Below are 17,736 nucleotides of genomic sequence, written 5' to 3' on the forward strand. Positions count from 1 at the left end.
GCGCTTGACACCGCTCGTCCCTTTGGCTAACGTTCGTTTAGTTAAACGACCATTCATCAAAGGAGACAGTCATGGCGGAGTCGCAAGGTCAGGGAAAAGTCGCGCTGGTGATCGGCGCCGGCGATGCAACGGGCGGCGCCATCGCGGCCCGCTTCGCGAAAGAGGGCTACATCGCCTGCCTCACGCGGCGCTCGGCCGACAAGCTGCAGCCCACCGTCGAAGCGATTCGCGCCGCCGGCGGCCAGGCCTTCGGCTACAGCAGCGACGCCCGCAAGGAAGAGGACGTGATCGCGCTGGTCGAGCAGGTCGAGCGCGAGCACGGGCCGATCGAGGTGATGGTGTTCAACATCGGCGCCAACGTGCCCTGCAGCATCCTCGAGGAAACGGCGCGCAAGTACTTCAAGATCTGGGAGATGGCCTGTTTCGGCGGCTTCCTCAACGGCCGCGAAGTGGCCAAGCGCATGGTGACGCGCGGGCGCGGCACGATCCTCTTCACGGGCGCCACGGCCGGCCTGCGCGGCGCCGCCAACTTCGCGGCCTTCGCCGGCGCCAAGCATGCGCTGCGCGCGCTGGCGCAAAGCATGGCGCGCGAGCTCGGGCCGAAGAACATCCACGTGGCGCACGTCGTGGTCGACGGCGCCATCGACACCGAATTCATCCGCACCAGCTTCCCCGAGCGCTACGCGCTGAAGGAGCAGGACGGCATCCTCAAGCCCGAGCACATCGCCGACAACTACTGGCACCTGCACACGCAGCCGCGCGACGCCTGGACCTTCGAGCTCGACCTGCGGCCCTACATGGAGCGCTGGTAGGCCGCCGCCCTTCCCAGCCGACTCTGCTTCTCTCGACCTTCCTTCTCATTCTTCCTTCAGAACCATGAAGACACGCATCACCGAGCTTTTCAACATCCAGCATCCCATCATCCAGGGCGGCATGCACTACGTCGGCTTCGCCGAACTGGCCGCAGCGGTATCGAACGCCGGCGGGCTCGGCCTCATCACCGGGCTGACGCAGAAGACGCCCGAGCTGCTGGCCAAGGAGATCGCCCGCTGCCACGAGATGACCGACAAGCCCTTCGGCGTCAACCTGACCTTCCTGCCGACCTTCTCGGCACCGCCCTACCCCGAGTACATCGCCGCGATCGCCGAAGGCGGCATCCGCGTGGTCGAGACCGCGGGCCGCAGCCCCGAGGCCTACATGCCGGCGCTCAAGGCGGCCGGCATCAAGGTGATCCACAAGTGCACCTCGGTGCGGCATGCGCTCAAGGCCGAGGCGATCGGCTGCGACGCGGTCAGCGTCGACGGCTTCGAGTGCGGCGGCCATCCGGGCGAAGACGACCTGCCCAACATGGTCCTGCTGCCGCGCGCCGCCGAAGAACTGCGCATCCCCTTCGTCGCCTCGGGCGGCATGGCCGATGGCCGCAGCCTGGTGGCGGCATTGGCGCTCGGCGCCGACGGCATGAACATGGGCACGCGCTTCATCGCGACCCAGGAAGCACCGGTGCACGACAACGTCAAGCAGGCGATCGTGAAGGCCAGCGAGCTCGACACGCGGCTGATCATGCGTCCGCTGCGCAACTCCGAGCGGGTGCTGAACAACGCCGGCGTCGAGCGCATCCTCGAGATCGAGCGCGAAAAGGGCGCGGCGCTGCAGATCGGCGACGTCTACGACCAGGTGGCAGGTGTCTACCCGCGCGTGATGATCGAAGGCGAGATGGACGCCGGTGCCTGGAGCTGCGGCATGGTCGCCGGGCTGATCCACGACGTGCCGACGGTCAGGCAGCTGATCGACCGCATCATGGACCAGGCGCACGGCCTGATCACGGCGCGGCTGGCCGGCATGCTGGAAGCGCAGCCGGCCTGATTCGCGCGCACATGGCCCAAGGCCCGGACCGCTCGCAAGCGGGATCCGGGCCTCTTTCCGTCAGGCGCTGTAAAGCGCCTCGATCTGCTCGGAGAAGCTGCGCTCGGCCATGCGGCGCTGGATGCGCAGCGCCGGCGTCATCTCCTCGTCGTGGGCCGACAGCGCGCGCGGCAGCAGGCCGAAGCCCCGGATCCGATGGCCTTCGGCGAGCGAGGCATTGAGGCGGTCGTGGCACGGTCGGTCCGGAAACAGCCCAGGCGAATGTGCGATTTGCACGATCCGGCGCCCGCATTTGCTTCGACGCGGTATTCCTTCATCAAGCCGACACCGTTGTTGATCATGATGATCAAGGCCCACCCAAGGAGGCAACCATGAACAGCCGCATCCGCTCGATCCGCGCCGCCCGCACAACGCCCAAGCCCCCGGCGCGGCGCCCCATTGCCGAGGCGCTCTCGCGCAAGCTGGGCAGGCTGGTCGGCACCGATCGGCGCCGGCAGCTGCAGGCCCGCGAGCGCCTCGATCGGCTGGAGCCCGACCAGCGCCTGCGCGAAGTGGGCGAGTGGTAGCCGGTCCGGGCTGAGCCTCGCTCGCGAGGCCCCGCGGGACTGGTTTCCGCCATCTTCAGCGAGTCATTCGCTACCATCGACGGACAACACACCGTCCGTCGCATGCCCCCGCCCCCCCTTCCCCAACGCCAGCCGCTCGGCGCCCTGCTGCGATCGGTCGCCGGCCCGCTCGAGCGGCCCTTGAGCTTCCTGGGCGAGGTGCTGCTGTCGGCCGCCGCCGCACTGGGCGGCCGCTGGACCTTCCGCCGCGAAGACCTCGGCCGCGTCCTGGCCGACTGCAGCGCGCGGGCGGTGACCATCGTGGGGGTCGTGAACCTGCTGGTCGGCGCGATCCTGGCGTTCGTCGGCGCGGTGCAACTGGCCAAGTTCGGCGCCGGCATCTTCGTCGCCGACCTGGTGGCCATCGCGGTGGCGCGCGAGATGGCGGCCATCATCACGGCGGTGGTCATCGCCGGGCGCACCGGCGCCGCCTTCGCGGCCGAGATCGCGACCATGCAGGCCAACGAGGAGGTCGATGCGCTCGAGGTGCTGGGCCTGACCGCCATCGACTTCCTGGTCTTGCCGCGGGTGGCCTCGCTGCTGTTGATGATGCCGCTGCTCTACATCTTCGCCTGCGTGGCCGGCCTGCTGGGCGGCATGATCGTGTCGGCCGCCATGCTCGACGTCTCGGCCACCGCCTACATGCAGCGCACCGCCGAGTCCCTCACCTGGACCCACCTGGGCCTGGGCATCGGCAAGTCGCTGACTTTCGGCGCCCTGGTCGGCATGGTCGGCTGCTACTACGGCCTCCATGCCAAGCGCAACGCGGCCGGCGTCGGCGTCGCGACCACCGGCGCCGTGGTGACCAGCATCGTCGGCATCATCGTGCTCGACGCCATCTTCGCCCTGTGCGCCAACGCGCTGGATATATGAAGCACCCCCGATGCACCTGCGGCGCCTCCCCCTCCAGGGGGCGATACCAGCGGCCCGGCAAAGCCGGTTCCGCGGTATCCCTGGTATCGGACTGCGCCGGATTCATGCGACGCGGGTCACCCGGCAGCGCGGTGGAAAATTGAAATGAGCCTGCTCGCGGTAGATCAGCTCGTGATGCGCTTCGGCGATCGACTGATCCAGAAGGACGTGTCGCTGAAGGTCGACAAGGGCTGCATCTTCGCCGTCATGGGCGGCAGCGGCTGCGGCAAGAGCACGCTGCTCAAGCACCTGGTGGGCCTGCTGCCGCCGGCGGGCGGCACCGTGACCTACGACGGCATCGATTTCTGGGCCAGCGACGACGCGCAGCGCAGCGCGCTGCGTTCGCGCTTCGGCATGCTGTTCCAGAGCGCTGCGCTGTGGTCGTCGATGACCGTGCTCGAGAACGTCTGCCTGCCGCTCAAGCGCCAGACCCGGCTCAACGCGAAGCAGCGCGACGCCAAGGCCCGCGAAGTGCTCGAATGGGTCGAGCTGGGCGAGTTCGCGGACTTCTATCCGTCGTCGCTGAGCGGCGGCATGAAGAAGCGCGCCGGCCTGGCCCGCGCCATCGCCGCCGAGCCGCCGCTGCTGTTCCTCGACGAGCCCTCGGCCGGCCTCGACCCGATCAGCTCGCGCCGGCTCGACGACCTGATCCTCGACATCCGGCATCGCACCGGCGCGGCGGTGGTCTTCGTCAGCCACGAGCTGCCGAGCCTGTTCGCGATCGCCGACGACGGCCTCTTCCTCGACGCCGACAGCAAGCGGCCGATCGCCCATGGCTGCCCGCGCGAGCTCGCCCAGCAGCACGTGCACCCGACGGTGCATGCCTTTCTCCATCGGGAGGTGCCGCCCGCGATCGCACCTGCCGCCACTGCCGAGGCCTCCCCATGAAACGCAACGCCCTGCTGATCGGCGGCTTCGTCGTCGCCGCCTTCGCCATCGCCATCGCGGCCATCCTCTGGCTCGGCGGCAACGACCTGTTCACCAAGCATCAGAAGGCCCGCGTGTTCTATGAAGGCAATGTGAGCGGCCTGTCGGTCGGCGCGCCCGTGACCTTCCGCGGCGTCACGGTCGGGCAGGTGACCGAGATCGGCATCCAGATGGATGCTCGCTCGCTCAAGACCACGATCCCGGTCACGCTGCGGCTGCAACCCTCGTCGCTGCGTGTCACCGCGGGCCCCGGCGACCCAATCCCCGACTTGCCGGACCTCGTGCGGCGGGGGCTGCGTGCGCGCCTGGCCATGCAGAGCGTGGTGACCGGGCAGAAGCTGATCGAGCTCGACTTCCTGCCGAACACGCCGGACATCCTTGTCGGCGGTCCGGGCGCGCCCGAGATCCCGGCCGTGGCCGACCGCTTCGAAGCCCTGATCGACCAGGTGGCCAACCTGCCGCTGCGCGACACGGTGGCCGACATGCGGGAGGCCATCAAGGATCTGCGCACCACGATGGAGTCGGTACAGAAGACGCTGGACGGCGCCCAGGGCGTGCTCGTCGGTGCCGGCAAGGAGCTGCAGCTCACCGGTGCCGAGTCGCGCAAGACGCTGGTGGCCGCGACCGAAGCCATCCGGCAGGTGCAGGGCAGCGCCGACGCGACGCTGCGATCGATCACGCAGCTGGCCGACAGCTCGCGCCAGACGGTGCTCGCGGCCCAGCCCGAGCTGGAACGCACCCTGGTGGGCGCCCGCCAGGCCTCGGAGACCGCCAAGCTGGCGATGGAACGGCTGGCCGACCTGGCCTCGCCCGGCGCGCCGCTGCGCGGCGACCTCGAGGCCGCGATCAAGGATCTTTCACAGGCGGCGCGCAGCCTGCGCTCCTTGAGCGAGCAGCTCGAGGAACGGCCCAACGCCATCTTCTTCGGGAACTCACGTTGATGACGACTGCACTGAACCGATGGGCGGCCTGGCCGCTGCGCGCCGCGCTGGCCGCGATGCTGACGGCCTGCGCCTCGGGGCCGGCGCCCGTGCTGCTGACACTGCCGCCGGCCGTCGCGGCACCGTCCGCCCCGCTGTCCGCGCCACCGGCCAGCGTCCGCGTGCTGGCGCTGAGCCGGCCCGAGATACCGGAATACCTGGTCGCGCGCCGCGTGCGCTACCGGGCCGAAGCCAGCACGCTGGGCGAATGGCCCGACACCTTCTGGGCCGAACGCATCGAGATCGGCGTGGCGCGAGAGTTCACGGCCGCGCTGCGCGAGCGCCTGCCCGGCTGGCGCCTCTGCGAGGCCAACTGCGCGGAGCAGTCGCCGGCCGCTTCGCTGCAGGTGACACTGAGCCGGATGGACTACGTGCGCAGCGAGCGGCGCTTGCAGGCCACCGTGCGCATCACGCTGTGGAGCACCGAACGCGTTCCAAGGCTGCTGAACGGCGCGGAGTTCAGCGTCGACATCGCGGGCGATGCCGACACGCCGCAGTCGCAGGCCAAGACATTGACGCAGCTGCTGCGCCGCATCGCCGCCGAGGCCGCGACGGCAGTCGCGGCCCTGCCCTGACCGCGGGGCGAATTCAGGGCCCCGCTTCAGCGGCTACTTCAGCGCATGGCGTTCGCTCGACCGGCTGGCCGGTATGAAGTCGTACTGCCCGCTGCCCTCCCGCGTGCGCGGGCCCTGCATCTGCGGCGCGGCGAGCCGGTCGGCGGCGCTGCCCAGCGTGTTCGACTGCAGCGGCTGACCCGAGAATGCCGAGCCGCACGGCCGGTCGGACAGCACCGTCTGGCCACGCTCATCCTTGCAGCGATGGATTTCAGCAGCAGCCATGGCGCTGACAGCGCAGAGGCTCAACACGGCGATCGTTTGGGACAGGCGCAAGACCGGGAGTTGCATGGGTTGCTTTCGATGGATGCGCCGATCGTAGGCGCCGTCCAAGCACTCGTGAAGCAACTCGTCACAAGTTGGGCGGCGGATTGTGAAAAAAATCCCACAGCGCACAGGGCCGACAAAACGCTAGCGAAGATTCGCGGCGGCGTCTTACACTCGACCCTGATTCGATGTACGACAAATGGCCTCCCTGCTGAGTCCAGAAGACATGAACCCCTTCCGTACGCGCGCGATCCTCGAGACGGCCTGCTGGCCGGCCCCCCAGGCCGACGCCTTCGTGCAGGTGGGAGACGTCGTGGAGATGCTGATTCGAAGCAAGAAGGCCCAGTTCGCAACCTGCGAGTTCTGCCAGAGCGTGAACCACCTGAGCGATGCGCGTTGCCGGACTTGTGGCGGCGCACTGCCTCCGAGCGACGAGGCCGAGGCCGCCCCCGCGACACCCGAGGCGGCCGCGCCGACCGAAGCGGCCGAGGCGGCCGCGCCGGCCGGCATCGAACCCGGATTCTCCGAGGCACGCTCTCTGCGCAACGTCATGCAGTTGGCGCTGCTGCCGCCGCTGCTGCTGTTTTCCGCCTTTGCGGCCTGGACCGCATGGCGAACGCCGCCCGCCCGGCAGCCCGCCGCGCTGGTCGCCCTGCCTGCTTCGCAGGCGCCCATGCCGCGGCCGGCGCCGCGCGTGGCGATCCCGGCGCGCATCGCGCCCGCCGAACTCGGCCTAGGGCCGAGCGAGGTGTTCGTTTCGTCGACACGCGCGGCGGCTTCACCGGCCGAGAAGGACGACCATGCCGAGACCTTCACACCCGGGCCTGCGCCTGCCGAGGGCCCTGCCGCGTCGAGACCGAGGAAGGCCGCGACACAGTCGGCGACGCGCCTGGAACCCAATCCGCTGGCGGCCTGCAGCAACAGCAACTTCTTTGCCCGTGCGATCTGCATCAACAGCCGGTGCGCAGATCCGAAGGTCGCGCAGTTCGGGCAATGCCGCGAGGCCATCCGCCAGCGTCGGATCGACGAGGCGCGCCGCAATCCGAGCCTGATGGGCTGAGGGCAGGCGCGACCGGTCTAAGATGCGCTCCCCACTCCCGAGGAAGGCCTCGTCATGAGCAAGCTCGCGCCCCTCTCCGCCGCCTGGATCCTCGCCGTCCTGTCGGGCCTCGCCTCGGCGCAGGGCGATGGCGGCAGCCAGACGCCCTGCGAACTCCAGTACAGCACCTGCAAGCAGACGGCCAGGGCCGACTACCAGTTCTGCAAGAACGCCTCCGAGAAGAACTGCCGCCCGCGCCTGAACAAGGCACTGCAAAGCTGCAGCACCAGCCAGAACAGGTGCCAGAACTCGACGCAGGGCATCCAGTTCAGCAGTTGATCCCGGCCGGCGGCACCGGCACGATCCGTGCAGCGACACGGCGCACGCGCTCGCCCCCGGCCTCCCGACCCGTCTACCACGAGGCGAAACACCCCTCAAGTAGACTTACGCGCGTCAAAAACGACTGCCCGCGGCCCTGCCCGCCGCGGGCAACCCGCACATCCGCCAAGCACCAGAGGTCACACAATGGCTAACGCTCAATCCAAGATCATCTACACCCTCACCGACGAGGCGCCGCTGCTGGCCACGGCTTCGCTGCTGCCCGTCATTCAGGCGTTCGCCGCGCCGGCGGGGATCGACGTCGCCACCAGCGACATCTCGGTGGCAGCCCGTGTCCTGGCCGAGTTCTCCGAGTTCCTGACCCCCGAGCAGCAGGTGCCCGACAACCTGGCCGAACTCGGCCGCCTGACCCAGCTGGCCGAAACCAACATCATCAAGCTGCCCAACATCAGTGCCTCGGTGCCCCAATTGGTGGCGGCCATCAAGGAGCTGCAGGCGCGCGGCTACAAGATCCCGGACTACCCCGAAGACCCCAGGACCGACGAACAGAAGGCGCTGCTCGCGCGCTACTCCAAGGCGCTGGGCAGCGCGGTCAACCCGGTGCTGCGCGAAGGCAACTCGGACCGCCGCGCACCGGCCGCCGTCAAGCGCAATGCACGCAAGAACCCGCATTCGATGAACAAGTGGAGCCCGGCCTCGCGCACCCACGTCTCGCACATGCACGGCGGCGACTTCTATGCCGGCGAGAAGAGCATGACGCTCACCAAGGCCCGCGACGTGCAGATGGACCTGGTCACCAAGAGCGGCCAGACGATCGTGCTGAAGAAGAAGGTCGCGCTGCTCGAGGGCGAGATCATCGACAGCATGTTCATGAGCAAGAAGGCGCTTCTCAAGTTCTACGAGGACGAGATGGAAGACGCGCGCGAGACCGGCGTGATGTTCTCGCTGCACGTCAAGGCGACCATGATGAAGGTCTCGCACCCGATCGTCTTCGGCCACGCCGTGAAGGTCTTCTACAAGGACGCCTTCGCCAAGCACGGCAAGCTGTTCGACGAACTGGGCGTCAACGTCAACAACGGCCTGTCGAGCGTCTACGACAAGATCGCCGACCTGCCGACCTCGCAGCGCGACCAGATCATCAAGGACCTGCACGCCTGCCACGAGCACCGCCCCGAGCTCGCCATGGTCGACTCGGCCAAGGGCATCACCAACCTGCATGCGCCCAACGACGTGATCGTCGACGCCTCGATGCCCGCGATGATCCGCCTGGGCGGCAAGATGTGGGGCCCGGACGGCCGTCCGAAGGACACCAAGGCCGTGATGCCCGAGAGCACCTTCGCCCGCATCTACCAGGAGATGATCAACTTCTGCAAGACCAACGGCGCCTTCGACCCCGTGACCATGGGCACCGTGCCCAACGTCGGCCTGATGGCGCAGAAGGCCGAGGAATACGGCTCGCACGACAAGACCTTCGAGGTCCCCGAAGACGGCGTGGCCCGCATCGTCGACATCGCGACCGGCGAGGTGCTGCTCGAGCAGAACGTCGAGACCGGCGACATCTGGCGCATGTGCCAGGTCAAGGACGCGCCGATCCGCGACTGGGTCAAGCTGGCCGTGAACCGCGCGCGCCTGTCGGGCATGCCGGCCGTGTTCTGGCTCGACGAGTACCGCCCGCACGAGGCCGAGCTGATCAAGAAGGTCCACACCTACTTGAAGGACTACGACACCGAGGGCCTCGACATCCAGATCATGTCGCAGGTGCGCGCCATGCGCTACACGCTCGAGCGCGTGATCCGCGGCAAGGACACCATCTCGGTCACCGGCAACATCCTGCGCGACTACCTGACCGACCTGTTCCCGATCATGGAACTCGGCACCAGCGCCAAGATGCTGTCGATCGTGCCGCTGATGGCCGGCGGCGCGATGTTCGAGACCGGCGCCGGCGGCTCGGCACCGAAGCACGTCAAGCAGCTGGTCGAGGAGAACCACCTGCGCTGGGATTCGCTCGGCGAATTCCTGGCGCTGGCCGTGTCGCTCGAGGACCTGGGCCAGAAGACCGGCAGCAAGAAGGCCAAGATCCTGGCCGAGACGCTCGACACCGCCACCGGCATGCTGCTCGACAACAACAAGGGCCCGTCGACCAAGACCGGCGAACTCGACAACCGCGGCAGCCACTTCTACCTGGCGCTGTACTGGGCCCAGGCACTGGCTGCGCAGACCGAGGACAAGGCGCTGCAAGCGCACTTCGCGCCGCTGGCCAAGTCGCTGTCGGAGAACGAGCAGAAGATCGTGCAGGAACTCAAGGCGGTGCAGGGCCATCCGGCCGACATCGGCGGCTACTACATGCCCGATCCGAAGAAGACCGCGGCCGTGATGCGGCCGAGCGCCACCTTCAATGCGGCGCTGGACGCAGTGGGCGCCTGAGCATCCCCTGGCCCGCTGCCGGCGACCTCGAGGGTCGTCGGCGGCCCGCATCCGGGCCCGCTTCGGCGGGCCTTTTGCATGGCGCTGCGGTGCTACTTCGAGAACAAGGGTGGACGGGGCGCGACGACCGGCATCTCGAGCCCCAGCGCACGCCCCATGCGCTGCAACTCTCCGGACAGCCGCCGGACCTCGGCCAGCGCGGCCGTGTCGCCGGCCTGAAAGCGGTTGAACTCCCTGACAAAGGCATCGGTGACCTCGGTCCACCGTTGAAACGCTGCGTTGTCTGCGGGGAGTGGAGAGTCCATTGGGTTGCTCTAAGCCGGCAATTGCCTCATGGACCGCAATAGTGAACGAAATCAAAACTTAAGTACACAACAATCTGCAAATTGTTGTGTGCATCCCCAAAATGGGCGATGTCCGGCCTGCAACGCAGCGCTACGGTGCAAGCGCTGTCACCTCATCGCGGCGCGGTCGCTCGGCGCCCCCGCCCGCGCTCCCCCGCAGGCGACCCAGAATACCGGGCGCCTGCGGCGGTGCTTGATCAGGCCGCGCCGATGCCCGCCACCAGGTGCTCGACCGGCCGCCCGCCCCTGAGCGCTGCCGTGAAGGCCAGCATGCGGTCGATCGGCACGCGCGCGCGGCGCCCGAGCGCCGGCTCGACGTGCACCTCGCCCGCGCCCGTCTCCAGCACCTGCGCAAGGCCGGCCAGGCCGTTCATCGCCATCCACGGGCAGTGCGCGCAACTCTTGCACGTCGCCGCGTTGCCGGCGGTGGGCGCCTCGATGAAGGTCTTGCCCGGATTCAGCGCGCGCAGCTTGTGCAGCATGCCGCTGTCGGTGGCGACGATGAACTCGCGCGCCTCCATGCGCTGCGCCGCGCTCAGGATGGCCGAGGTCGAACCGACCGCATCGGCCAGCGCGACGACGTCGGCCGGGGCCTCGGGATGCACCAGCACGCGGGCCGCCGGATGCGCCTTCTTCAGCAGCTCGAGCTCGAGCGCCTTGAACTCGTCGTGCACGATGCAGGCGCCGCCCCAGCTCACCATGTCGGCACCGGTCTCGCGACGGATGTAGTCGCCCAGGTGCCGGTCGGGCGCCCACAGGATCTTCTTGCCCTGCGCGGTCAGCGCCCGCACCACGTCCAGCGCGCAGCTCGAGGTGACCAGCCAGTCGGCCCGCGCCTTCACGGCGGCGCTGGTGTTGGCATACACCACGACCGTGCGGTCGGGGTGCTGGGCGCAGAAGCGCTCGAATTCGTCCGCCGGACAGCCGAGGTCGAGCGAACAGGTGGCGTCGAGGTCGGGCATCAGCACCCGCTTCTCGGGCGACAGGATCTTGGCGGTCTCGCCCATGAAGCGCACGCCCGAGACGACCAGCGTGCGCGCCGCATGGTCGCGGCCGAAGCGCGCCATCTCGAGCGAATCGCTGACCATGCCGCCGGTCTCCTCGGCCAGGTCCTGCAGGTCGGGATGCACGTAGTAGTGCGACACCATCACCGCGTCGCGTTCGCGCAGCAGGCGGCGGATGCGCGCCTTCAGCGCCTCGCGCTCCGCCGGGCCCGGCTCGGCAGGCACACGGGCCCAGGCATGGCGGGTGTCGCAGGCCGTGCTGCCGTCTGCGGCGGCGAGCGGCTGCTCGTAGTCGACATCGATCACCGGAAGCGTCATGGCCAGAGTCATGGTTCAGGCCTCCTGGAACCGCATCGAGAAATCGATCGCCTTGACGTCCTTGGTCAGGGCGCCGATGGAGATGCGGTCGACCCCGGTCTCGGCCAGCGCGCGCAAGGCATCGAGCGTCACGCCGCCCGAGATCTCCAGCATGGCGCGCGCTGCGCCGGCCGCGTCGTTGCGGCGCACCGCCTCGCGCAGCGTCGGCAGGTCCATGTTGTCCAGCAGCAGCATGCGGGCGCCGTTGGCCAGCGCCTCGTCGAGCTGTGCCAGGGTCTCGACCTCGATCTGCACGAACTTCGCCCGGCTCGCGACCTCGGCCGCGGCGCGCAAGGCCGCGCTGACGCCACCGGCGGCGACGATGTGGTTCTCCTTGATCAGCACCGCGTCGTAGAGGCCGATGCGGTGGTTGACGCCGCCGCCGATGCGCACCGCGTACTTCTGGGCCAGGCGCAGGCCGGGCAGGGTCTTGCGGGTGTCGACGATCTGCGCCCGCGTGCCGCGCACGGCATCGACGTGGGCCGCGGTCTTGGTCGCCACCGCGCTCAGCAGTTGCAGGAAGTTGAGCGCGGTGCGCTCGGCCGTGAGCAGCGCCCGGGCAGCGCCGGATATCTCGAGCACGGTCTGATCGGCCGCGCAGCGGGCGCCTTCCGCGACATGCCACACGATCCGTGCGTCGGGATCCAGGTGGCGGACGACCGCCTCGACCCAGGGCCCGCCGCACAGCACGGCGGGCTCGCGGGCGAGGACCCGCGCCGAGGCGCGGCGATCGGAGGCAATCAGCGAGGCGGTGAGATCGCCGCCGCCAACATCTTCATCGAGGGCCCGCAGCGCATCAGCGCGCACCACGGCGGCCCATTCGGCGGAGGAAAAATCGAGGGTACTGTCCATCATCATCGGTCGCGAGGCCACGCACATGCAGCGAATGGGCGCGATCGTAGCAGCGATGCCACAGCGATGCCGGTGCAGGGTCGGCTCGCAAAATGCACGCAGGCGTAGCGCAAGAGTCGGTTATGGTTCGCCCCGTTTGTGATCCGAACCAAGAGCGACAACCTGTGATTTCTCATGAATTCGACGTGCTCATCGTCGGCAGCGGCCTGGCCGGATTGAGCACCGCATTGCACCTGGCGCCCACGCATCGCGTGGCCATCATCACCAAGCGCGCCCTGCTCGACGGTGCCAGCCAGTGGGCGCAGGGCGGCATCGCCGCGGTGCTCGCCGAAGGCGACAGCGTGCAGTCGCACGTCGACGACACGCTGGTCGCCGGCGCCGGGCTCTGCGACCTGGCCGCCACGCGCTTCGTGGTCGAGCATGCACCCGAAGCCATCGCCTGGCTGCGCGATCTCGGCGTGCCCTTCTCGCTCGAGGACGGCGCGCTGCACCTGACGCGCGAAGGCGGCCACAGCCAGCGCCGCATCGTGCACGCGGCCGACGCCACCGGCGCCGCGGTCCAGCGCACGCTGATCGAGCAGGTGCGGCGCACGCCGAACATCACGCTGTTCGAGCAGCACACGCTGGTCGACCTGATCACCGGCCGCAAGCTCGGGCTGGCCGACAACGCCTGCCTCGGCCTCCATGCGCTCGACGAGGCCACCGACGAGGTGCTGACCTTTGGTGCGCCGCACACCGTGCTGGCCACCGGCGGCGCCGGCAAGGTCTACCTCTACACGAGCAACCCCGACACGGCCACCGGCGACGGCATCGCGGCGGCCTGGCGCGCGGGCTGCCGCGTGGCGAACATGGAGTTCATCCAGTTCCATCCGACCTGCCTGTACCACCCCGATGCCAAGTCCTTCCTGATCAGCGAGGCGGTGCGCGGCGAAGGCGGGCGGCTCTTGCTCCCGGACGGCACCCGTTTCATGCCCGGGCACGACGAGCGCGCCGAACTCGCGCCGCGCGACATCGTGGCGCGCGCCATCGACTTCGAGATGAAGAAGCACGGACTCGACTGCGTGCACCTCGACATCTCGCACCAGAGCCCGGCCTTCCTGCAGGAACACTTCCCGAACATCCTGGCGCGCTGCGCCGAGCTCGGCATCGACATCACGCGCGAGCCGATCCCGGTGGTGCCGGCCGCGCACTACACCTGCGGCGGCGTGCTCACCGACCTCGCGGGCCGCACCGACGTGCCCGGCCTCCACGCCATCGGCGAGACCGCCTGCACCGGGCTGCACGGCGCCAACCGGCTGGCCAGCAATTCTCTGGTCGAGTGCATGGTGTTCGCGCGCGCCGCCGCGCAGGCGATCGCCGAAGCGCCGCAACGCCCGCGCGCCGAGCTGCCCGCCTGGGACGACAGCCGCGTCACCGACGCCGACGAGACCGTGGTCATCTCGCACAACTGGGACGAGCTGCGGCGCTTCATGTGGGACTACGTGGGCATCGTGCGCACCAACAAGCGGCTCGAGCGGGCGGCGCACCGCATCGCGCTGCTGCAGGGCGAGGTGCAGGAGTTCTACGGCCACTTCCACGTCACCCGCGACCTGCTCGAGCTGCGCAACCTGGTGCAGGTGGCGGACCTGATCGTGCGCTCGGCGCAGGCCCGGCGCGAAAGCCGCGGGCTGCACTTCAGCCGCGACTATCCGGCGCTCGCCGCGCCCGCGGCACCGACCATCCTCGTGCCGCCGGCCGGCTGACACCTTCCCTTTTCTCGCACAAAGAAGGAGCTTTCACGCCATGTTCCGCACCCTGCTCAAGTCCAAGATCCACCGTGTCGCCGTCACCGACTGCGAGCTGCACTACGAAGGCTCCTGCGCCATCGACGAAGACCTGCTCGACGCTGCCGGCATGGCCGAGAACGAGCAGGTCCACATCTGGAACATCAACAACGGCGAGCGCTTCGTGACCTATGCAATCCGCGGCGAGCGCGGCACCGGCATCATCTCGGTCAACGGCTCGGCCGCGCGCCGTGCAGCGGTGGGCGACCTGATCATCATCGCGGCCTTCGGCCTGGTGCCCGAGGAGCAGGTGGCGGCGCATCGGCCGAAGCTGGTCTTCGTCGACGACGCCAACCGCATCAAGGAAGAGCGCGCCCACATCCCCGTGCAGGCCGCCTCGGGCGAAGCCGTCGCAGCCTGAGGTCGAGCGCGGAGAAGCTCGCCATGTCCTCGCTTTCCGCCGCCGATGCGGCCACCCCCTACGGCACCCTGCCCCCGGCCTCGCCGCCATCGACTCGCAAGCCGCTGAGCCTGCCGCGCCTGGCCGACATGCATGCGCGCGGCGAGAAGATCGTCATGCTGACCGCCTACGACGCCACCTTCGCGGCCGTGGCCGATGCCGCGGGCGTCGAATGCCTCTTGGTCGGCGACTCGCTGGGCATGGTCTGCCAGGGCTTGCACAGCACCGTGGGCGTGGCGCTGGAGACCATGCGCTATCACACGGAAAGCGTCTTTCGCGGACTGCACCGGGTGCAGGGCACCGCCTGGCTGATCGCCGACCTCCCCTTCGCCAGCTACCAGGAATCGCGCGAGCAGGCCCTGCGCAGCGCCGCGGTGCTGATGCAGGCCGGCGCGCACATGGTCAAGCTCGAAGGCGGCGGCTGGACCACCGAGACCGTGCGCTTCCTGGTCGAGCGCGGCATCCCGGTCTGCGCCCACCTGGGCCTGACGCCGCAAACCGTCCACGCGCTGGGCGGCTACCGCGTGCAGGGCAAGGGCAGAGAGGCCTCGGCGCTGCTCAAGCAGCAGGCGCATGCGCTGCAGGACGCGGGCGCCGCGATGCTGGTGCTCGAGATGGTGCCCGCCGCGCTGGCGACCGAACTCACGAACGAACTGCGCCATTGCGCCACCATCGGCATCGGTGCCGGCCGCGGCACCGCGGGCCAGGTGCTGGTGCTGCACGACATGCTGGGTGTCGGCCTCGGCAAGATGCCGAAGTTCGTGCGCAACTTCATGGCCGATGCGCCCGGCATCGCGCAAGCCATGCAGGCCTACGTGCGCGCCGTCAAGGACGGCAGCTTCCCCGACGATCAACTCCACGCCTGGTAGGCGCATCGACCATGCACATCGCCCGCACCCTCCCCGAACTGCGCGACCACCTGGGCCGCTTCCGGCGCCCCGCCTTCGTGCCCACGATGGGCAATCTGCACGACGGCCACCTGGCCCTGGTGCGACAGGCCAGGCCGCTCGGCGACGTCACCGTGGCCAGCATCTTCGTCAATCGGCTGCAGTTCCTGCCGCACGAGGATTTCGACACCTACCCGCGCACCTGGGACAGCGACTGCGAGAAGCTGCGCGCGGCCGGCTGCGATGTGCTGTTCGCGCCCGACGAGCGCGCGCTCTACCCGGAGCCCCAGACCTGCAAGGTGCATCCGGACGGCGCCCTGGCCGACATTCTCGAAGGCCACTTCAGGCCCGGCTTCTTCATCGGCGTCTGCACGGTCGTGATGAAGCTCTTCGCCTGCGTGCAGCCGAGCGTGGCCGTGTTCGGCAAGAAGGACTACCAGCAGTTGATGGTGATCCGCCACATGGTGCGGCAGTTCGCGCTGCCGATCGAGATCGTGGGCGGCGAGACCCGGCGCGCGGAAGATGGCCTGGCGCTGTCCTCGCGCAACGGCTACCTCAGCGAGACCGAGCGCGCGGAAGCCGTGCAGCTGTCGCGCGCGCTGCAGGCCATGGCCGCAGCGGTTCAGGAGGGCGAGCGCGACCTCGCCGCCATCGAGGCGCGCGCGATGCAATCGCTCAGCGCGCGCGGCTGGCAGCCCGACTACATGGTGCTGCGCCGGCGCGCCGACCTGAAGGAACCGACCGGGGGCGAGCCCCTGGTGGCCCTGGCGGCTGCGCGGCTGGGAAGCACGCGTCTGATCGACAACCTCGAGATCCCACGCGCAGTCTGATCTGAAATATCTGCAGATCCAAAGGGCGCTCTTCCTGCGATTTGCGGCGTGACGCGCTCGCGTGGGGATGTAGGACGTTCTTTCGAATGCCGGCCTGAGCTGGCAAGACAACGGCGACCTCGAAAGTGCGTACTTAAGCGTGTAATTGTTCCTTGGACGCAGAGGCCATGATCGACACAATCTCGTGCATGCCAAGTCCATCGACCGACATCCAAAGCGTCAGCAGCTTCGCGTCCTTGAATCGCGCCGATCAGATGCACCAGCGCGAAGCGCTGTGCCTGGCGAGGGAACGGATGACCGGGTTCGTGATAGCCGGCCTCATCGCGGTCCTGGCGATCAGCCTGGTCGTCGGAACCTGGTAGCGTCCCCTTCCCGGCTTCACCGCCGGCTGGCGCCCCCGTCGAGGCGCGCATTCCATCAAGCGCTGGGCTTCCCGACGGTGTGCTGACCCGCATTCGCTGGAGCGGGGAGGCCAGGCGAAAGGTTCCGCCGCGACCGGCTACCACCGAACTCCGAAAAACACACAGATCGCGACGACGGCGATCAAGCCGGCTATCACGAATCCGGTCATTCGTTCCCTCGGAGGGGGGCGGTCCTTGGGCTCGTGGGTCCTATCCGCGCGGTTCAATGACGCGAAGCTGCTGAAGCTCTGAGGGTCGGTCGAGTGATGTTTCATGTAAGCAATTGTGTCTAGTATCCCTCCGGATCCAAAGGAAAAAATGCACACCTAAGTACGCATTCTTGAGGTGCCATTGAAAGTGCCACGACTGAGAAATGGGCGTGATGATTCCAAAGATATGTGAACTTTTTCATCACTAAGCTCTGGATCGATTGCTTTCCTGTAGTCATAATTGGTTACATGATGGAAAGCAACACAACCCGCGGATGGTGGAACAACGACGTCGACCCGACCGAGCGAATGGCCCTGGCCCAGGCGCATCGGGAACGCCAGCGAGCGCAGCATGCCGCCGGTTGGCGACGCAACATCGTGCTCGGCGCCCTGATCGTGGCCGTGCCGTTTCTGATTCGCGTATTGAGCTCCGGATGACGGCTGATTTCTATCCAGCGCCGGTGCCCCTGGGCATCGCCCAGCTGCGCGAAATTGCCCTGGAGTTCCGTCTGCGCGCGCTGCGCGGCCAACCGAACGCAGAGGCCATCGCCGACGCACTTGATTCCGTGATTCGGGCGCGGCATGCCGCACTCGCCCGGAAGATGCGCGAACCGGAGCGCAGAGGGCTCTTTTCGATCCGATGACGAGGCGGCGCCGGT

The 17,736-nt window shown here is 68.4% G+C and carries 22 protein-coding genes; 17 read left to right on the top strand and 5 right to left on the bottom strand.

Translation table 11 applies throughout. From position 1 onward, the window contains the following. Positions 1–71 precede the first annotated feature (71 nt). Complete coding sequence (locus AC1DYD_RS11665) at positions 72–812, top strand: SDR family oxidoreductase (RefSeq protein WP_478172897.1); 741 nt, start codon at positions 72–74, stop codon at positions 810–812. Positions 813–876: 64 nt separating this feature from the next. Next, on the top strand, positions 877–1,863 hold the full coding sequence (locus AC1DYD_RS11670) for an NAD(P)H-dependent flavin oxidoreductase (RefSeq protein WP_478172898.1): 987 nt from the start codon (positions 877–879) through the stop codon (positions 1,861–1,863). A 60-nt stretch (positions 1,864–1,923) separates the two neighbouring features. Here the strand turns inward: AC1DYD_RS11670 and AC1DYD_RS11675 are convergent, their stop codons facing one another. Further along, positions 1,924–2,139 (bottom strand): hypothetical protein, encoded by a 216-nt coding sequence (locus tag AC1DYD_RS11675; RefSeq protein WP_478172899.1) that lies wholly within the window; start codon positions 2,137–2,139, stop codon positions 1,924–1,926. 95 nt (positions 2,140–2,234) lie between these two features. Here AC1DYD_RS11675 and AC1DYD_RS11680 point away from each other — a divergent pair, with 95 nt between their 5' ends. From AC1DYD_RS11680 to AC1DYD_RS11700, 5 genes are all read left to right on the top strand, one after another. After that, entirely contained in the window at positions 2,235–2,429 is a 195-nt protein-coding gene (locus AC1DYD_RS11680; protein WP_478172900.1) for a short-chain dehydrogenase, read from the top strand. Positions 2,430–2,531: 102 nt separating this feature from the next. Then, a complete protein-coding gene (locus AC1DYD_RS11685) occupies positions 2,532–3,341 on the top strand; it encodes an MlaE family ABC transporter permease (RefSeq protein ID WP_478172901.1) in 810 nt (269 codons plus the stop codon). Positions 3,342–3,485: 144 nt separating this feature from the next. Continuing rightward, a complete protein-coding gene (locus AC1DYD_RS11690) occupies positions 3,486–4,268 on the top strand; it encodes an ABC transporter ATP-binding protein (protein ID WP_478172902.1) in 783 nt (260 codons plus the stop codon). Beyond that, the gene (locus AC1DYD_RS11695; RefSeq protein WP_478172903.1) at positions 4,265–5,248 is read left to right on the top strand and encodes an MlaD family protein; all 984 of its coding nucleotides are present in this window, start codon (positions 4,265–4,267) and stop codon (positions 5,246–5,248) included. Before AC1DYD_RS11690 ends, AC1DYD_RS11695 begins: the two co-directional genes overlap by 4 nt. Further along, on the top strand, positions 5,248–5,862 hold the full coding sequence (locus AC1DYD_RS11700) for a PqiC family protein (protein WP_478172904.1): 615 nt from the start codon (positions 5,248–5,250) through the stop codon (positions 5,860–5,862). Before AC1DYD_RS11695 ends, AC1DYD_RS11700 begins: the two co-directional genes overlap by 1 nt. 33 nt (positions 5,863–5,895) lie before the next feature. On the opposite strand, the gene AC1DYD_RS11705 is transcribed toward AC1DYD_RS11700, so the two are convergent. Next, positions 5,896–6,192, bottom strand: coding sequence for a DUF4124 domain-containing protein (locus tag AC1DYD_RS11705; RefSeq protein ID WP_478172905.1), 297 nt, complete (start codon positions 6,190–6,192; stop codon positions 5,896–5,898). Between the two features lie 202 nt (positions 6,193–6,394). Between AC1DYD_RS11705 and AC1DYD_RS11710 the strand changes: the two genes are divergently transcribed. The 3 genes from AC1DYD_RS11710 to AC1DYD_RS11720 all read left to right on the top strand — a co-directional run bounded on the left by AC1DYD_RS11710 (position 6,395) and on the right by AC1DYD_RS11720 (position 9,970). Beyond that, on the top strand, positions 6,395–7,228 hold the full coding sequence (locus AC1DYD_RS11710) for a hypothetical protein (protein ID WP_478172906.1): 834 nt from the start codon (positions 6,395–6,397) through the stop codon (positions 7,226–7,228). 54 nt (positions 7,229–7,282) lie between these two features. Beyond that, positions 7,283–7,546 carry a hypothetical protein gene (locus tag AC1DYD_RS11715; protein ID WP_478172907.1) on the top strand — a complete coding sequence of 88 codons (264 nt, stop codon included), beginning with the start codon at positions 7,283–7,285 and terminating at the stop codon, positions 7,544–7,546. 186 nt (positions 7,547–7,732) lie between these two features. Continuing rightward, positions 7,733–9,970, top strand: coding sequence for an NADP-dependent isocitrate dehydrogenase (locus AC1DYD_RS11720; RefSeq protein WP_478172908.1), 2,238 nt, complete (start codon positions 7,733–7,735; stop codon positions 9,968–9,970). Positions 9,971–10,062: 92 nt separating this feature from the next. Here the strand turns inward: AC1DYD_RS11720 and AC1DYD_RS11725 are convergent, their stop codons facing one another. The 3 genes from AC1DYD_RS11725 to nadC all read right to left on the bottom strand — a co-directional run bounded on the left by AC1DYD_RS11725 (position 10,063) and on the right by nadC (position 12,527). Then, on the bottom strand, positions 10,063–10,275 hold the full coding sequence (locus AC1DYD_RS11725; RefSeq protein WP_478172909.1) for a hypothetical protein: 213 nt from the start codon (positions 10,273–10,275) through the stop codon (positions 10,063–10,065). A gap of 236 nt (positions 10,276–10,511) precedes the next feature. Further along, positions 10,512–11,636, bottom strand: a complete 1,125-nt coding sequence (nadA, locus tag AC1DYD_RS11730) for a quinolinate synthase NadA (protein ID WP_478172959.1) — start codon at positions 11,634–11,636, stop codon at positions 10,512–10,514. 15 nt (positions 11,637–11,651) lie between these two features. Continuing rightward, positions 11,652–12,527, bottom strand: coding sequence for a carboxylating nicotinate-nucleotide diphosphorylase (gene nadC, locus AC1DYD_RS11735; RefSeq protein WP_478172960.1), 876 nt, complete (start codon positions 12,525–12,527; stop codon positions 11,652–11,654). A 122-nt stretch (positions 12,528–12,649) separates the two neighbouring features. On the opposite strand from nadC, the gene nadB reads away from it, so the two are divergent. The 7 genes from nadB (at position 12,650) to AC1DYD_RS11770 (ending at position 17,721) form a co-directional block, all read left to right on the top strand. Next, complete coding sequence (gene nadB, locus AC1DYD_RS11740; protein WP_478172910.1) at positions 12,650–14,269, top strand: L-aspartate oxidase; 1,620 nt, start codon at positions 12,650–12,652, stop codon at positions 14,267–14,269. Positions 14,270–14,309: 40 nt separating this feature from the next. After that, on the top strand, positions 14,310–14,711 hold the full coding sequence (panD, locus tag AC1DYD_RS11745; protein WP_442285846.1) for an aspartate 1-decarboxylase: 402 nt from the start codon (positions 14,310–14,312) through the stop codon (positions 14,709–14,711). 23 nt (positions 14,712–14,734) lie between these two features. After that, positions 14,735–15,619 carry a 3-methyl-2-oxobutanoate hydroxymethyltransferase gene (panB, locus tag AC1DYD_RS11750; protein ID WP_478172911.1) on the top strand — a complete coding sequence of 295 codons (885 nt, stop codon included), beginning with the start codon at positions 14,735–14,737 and terminating at the stop codon, positions 15,617–15,619. Between the two features lie 11 nt (positions 15,620–15,630). Then, positions 15,631–16,467: a pantoate--beta-alanine ligase gene (gene panC, locus AC1DYD_RS11755; RefSeq protein WP_478172912.1), complete on the top strand. Its 837-nt coding sequence runs from the start codon at positions 15,631–15,633 to the stop codon at positions 16,465–16,467. 167 nt (positions 16,468–16,634) lie between these two features. After that, positions 16,635–16,829: a hypothetical protein gene (locus AC1DYD_RS11760; RefSeq protein WP_478172913.1), complete on the top strand. Its 195-nt coding sequence runs from the start codon at positions 16,635–16,637 to the stop codon at positions 16,827–16,829. 437 nt (positions 16,830–17,266) lie between these two features. Beyond that, positions 17,267–17,515 (top strand): hypothetical protein, encoded by a 249-nt coding sequence (locus AC1DYD_RS11765; RefSeq protein WP_478172914.1) that lies wholly within the window; start codon positions 17,267–17,269, stop codon positions 17,513–17,515. Beyond that, positions 17,512–17,721: a hypothetical protein gene (locus tag AC1DYD_RS11770; protein WP_478172915.1), complete on the top strand. Its 210-nt coding sequence runs from the start codon at positions 17,512–17,514 to the stop codon at positions 17,719–17,721. The genes AC1DYD_RS11765 and AC1DYD_RS11770 overlap by 4 nt, the downstream gene beginning before the upstream one ends. Positions 17,722–17,736 lie beyond the last annotated feature (15 nt).

Source organism: Variovorax sp. P4_B11 (genome assembly GCF_056402355.1).

Coding starts and splice junctions, on each gene's coding strand:
- AC1DYD_RS11665 (WP_478172897.1), top strand. CDS start 72: ATGGCGGAGTCGCAAGGTCAGGGAAAAGTCGCGCTGGTGATCGGCGCC.
- AC1DYD_RS11670 (WP_478172898.1), top strand. CDS start 877: ATGAAGACACGCATCACCGAGCTTTTCAACATCCAGCATCCCATCATC.
- AC1DYD_RS11680 (WP_478172900.1), top strand. CDS start 2,235: ATGAACAGCCGCATCCGCTCGATCCGCGCCGCCCGCACAACGCCCAAG.
- AC1DYD_RS11685 (WP_478172901.1), top strand. CDS start 2,532: ATGCCCCCGCCCCCCCTTCCCCAACGCCAGCCGCTCGGCGCCCTGCTG.
- AC1DYD_RS11690 (WP_478172902.1), top strand. CDS start 3,486: ATGAGCCTGCTCGCGGTAGATCAGCTCGTGATGCGCTTCGGCGATCGA.
- AC1DYD_RS11695 (WP_478172903.1), top strand. CDS start 4,265: ATGAAACGCAACGCCCTGCTGATCGGCGGCTTCGTCGTCGCCGCCTTC.
- AC1DYD_RS11700 (WP_478172904.1), top strand. CDS start 5,248: ATGACGACTGCACTGAACCGATGGGCGGCCTGGCCGCTGCGCGCCGCG.
- AC1DYD_RS11705 (WP_478172905.1), bottom strand. CDS start 6,192: ATGCAACTCCCGGTCTTGCGCCTGTCCCAAACGATCGCCGTGTTGAGC.
- AC1DYD_RS11710 (WP_478172906.1), top strand. CDS start 6,395: ATGAACCCCTTCCGTACGCGCGCGATCCTCGAGACGGCCTGCTGGCCG.
- AC1DYD_RS11715 (WP_478172907.1), top strand. CDS start 7,283: ATGAGCAAGCTCGCGCCCCTCTCCGCCGCCTGGATCCTCGCCGTCCTG.
- AC1DYD_RS11720 (WP_478172908.1), top strand. CDS start 7,733: ATGGCTAACGCTCAATCCAAGATCATCTACACCCTCACCGACGAGGCG.
- AC1DYD_RS11725 (WP_478172909.1), bottom strand. CDS start 10,275: ATGGACTCTCCACTCCCCGCAGACAACGCAGCGTTTCAACGGTGGACC.
- nadA (WP_478172959.1), bottom strand. CDS start 11,636: ATGACGCTTCCGGTGATCGATGTCGACTACGAGCAGCCGCTCGCCGCC.
- nadC (WP_478172960.1), bottom strand. CDS start 12,527: ATGGACAGTACCCTCGATTTTTCCTCCGCCGAATGGGCCGCCGTGGTG.
- nadB (WP_478172910.1), top strand. CDS start 12,650: ATGGTTCGCCCCGTTTGTGATCCGAACCAAGAGCGACAACCTGTGATT.
- panD (WP_442285846.1), top strand. CDS start 14,310: ATGTTCCGCACCCTGCTCAAGTCCAAGATCCACCGTGTCGCCGTCACC.
- panB (WP_478172911.1), top strand. CDS start 14,735: ATGTCCTCGCTTTCCGCCGCCGATGCGGCCACCCCCTACGGCACCCTG.
- panC (WP_478172912.1), top strand. CDS start 15,631: ATGCACATCGCCCGCACCCTCCCCGAACTGCGCGACCACCTGGGCCGC.
- AC1DYD_RS11760 (WP_478172913.1), top strand. CDS start 16,635: ATGATCGACACAATCTCGTGCATGCCAAGTCCATCGACCGACATCCAA.
- AC1DYD_RS11770 (WP_478172915.1), top strand. CDS start 17,512: ATGACGGCTGATTTCTATCCAGCGCCGGTGCCCCTGGGCATCGCCCAG.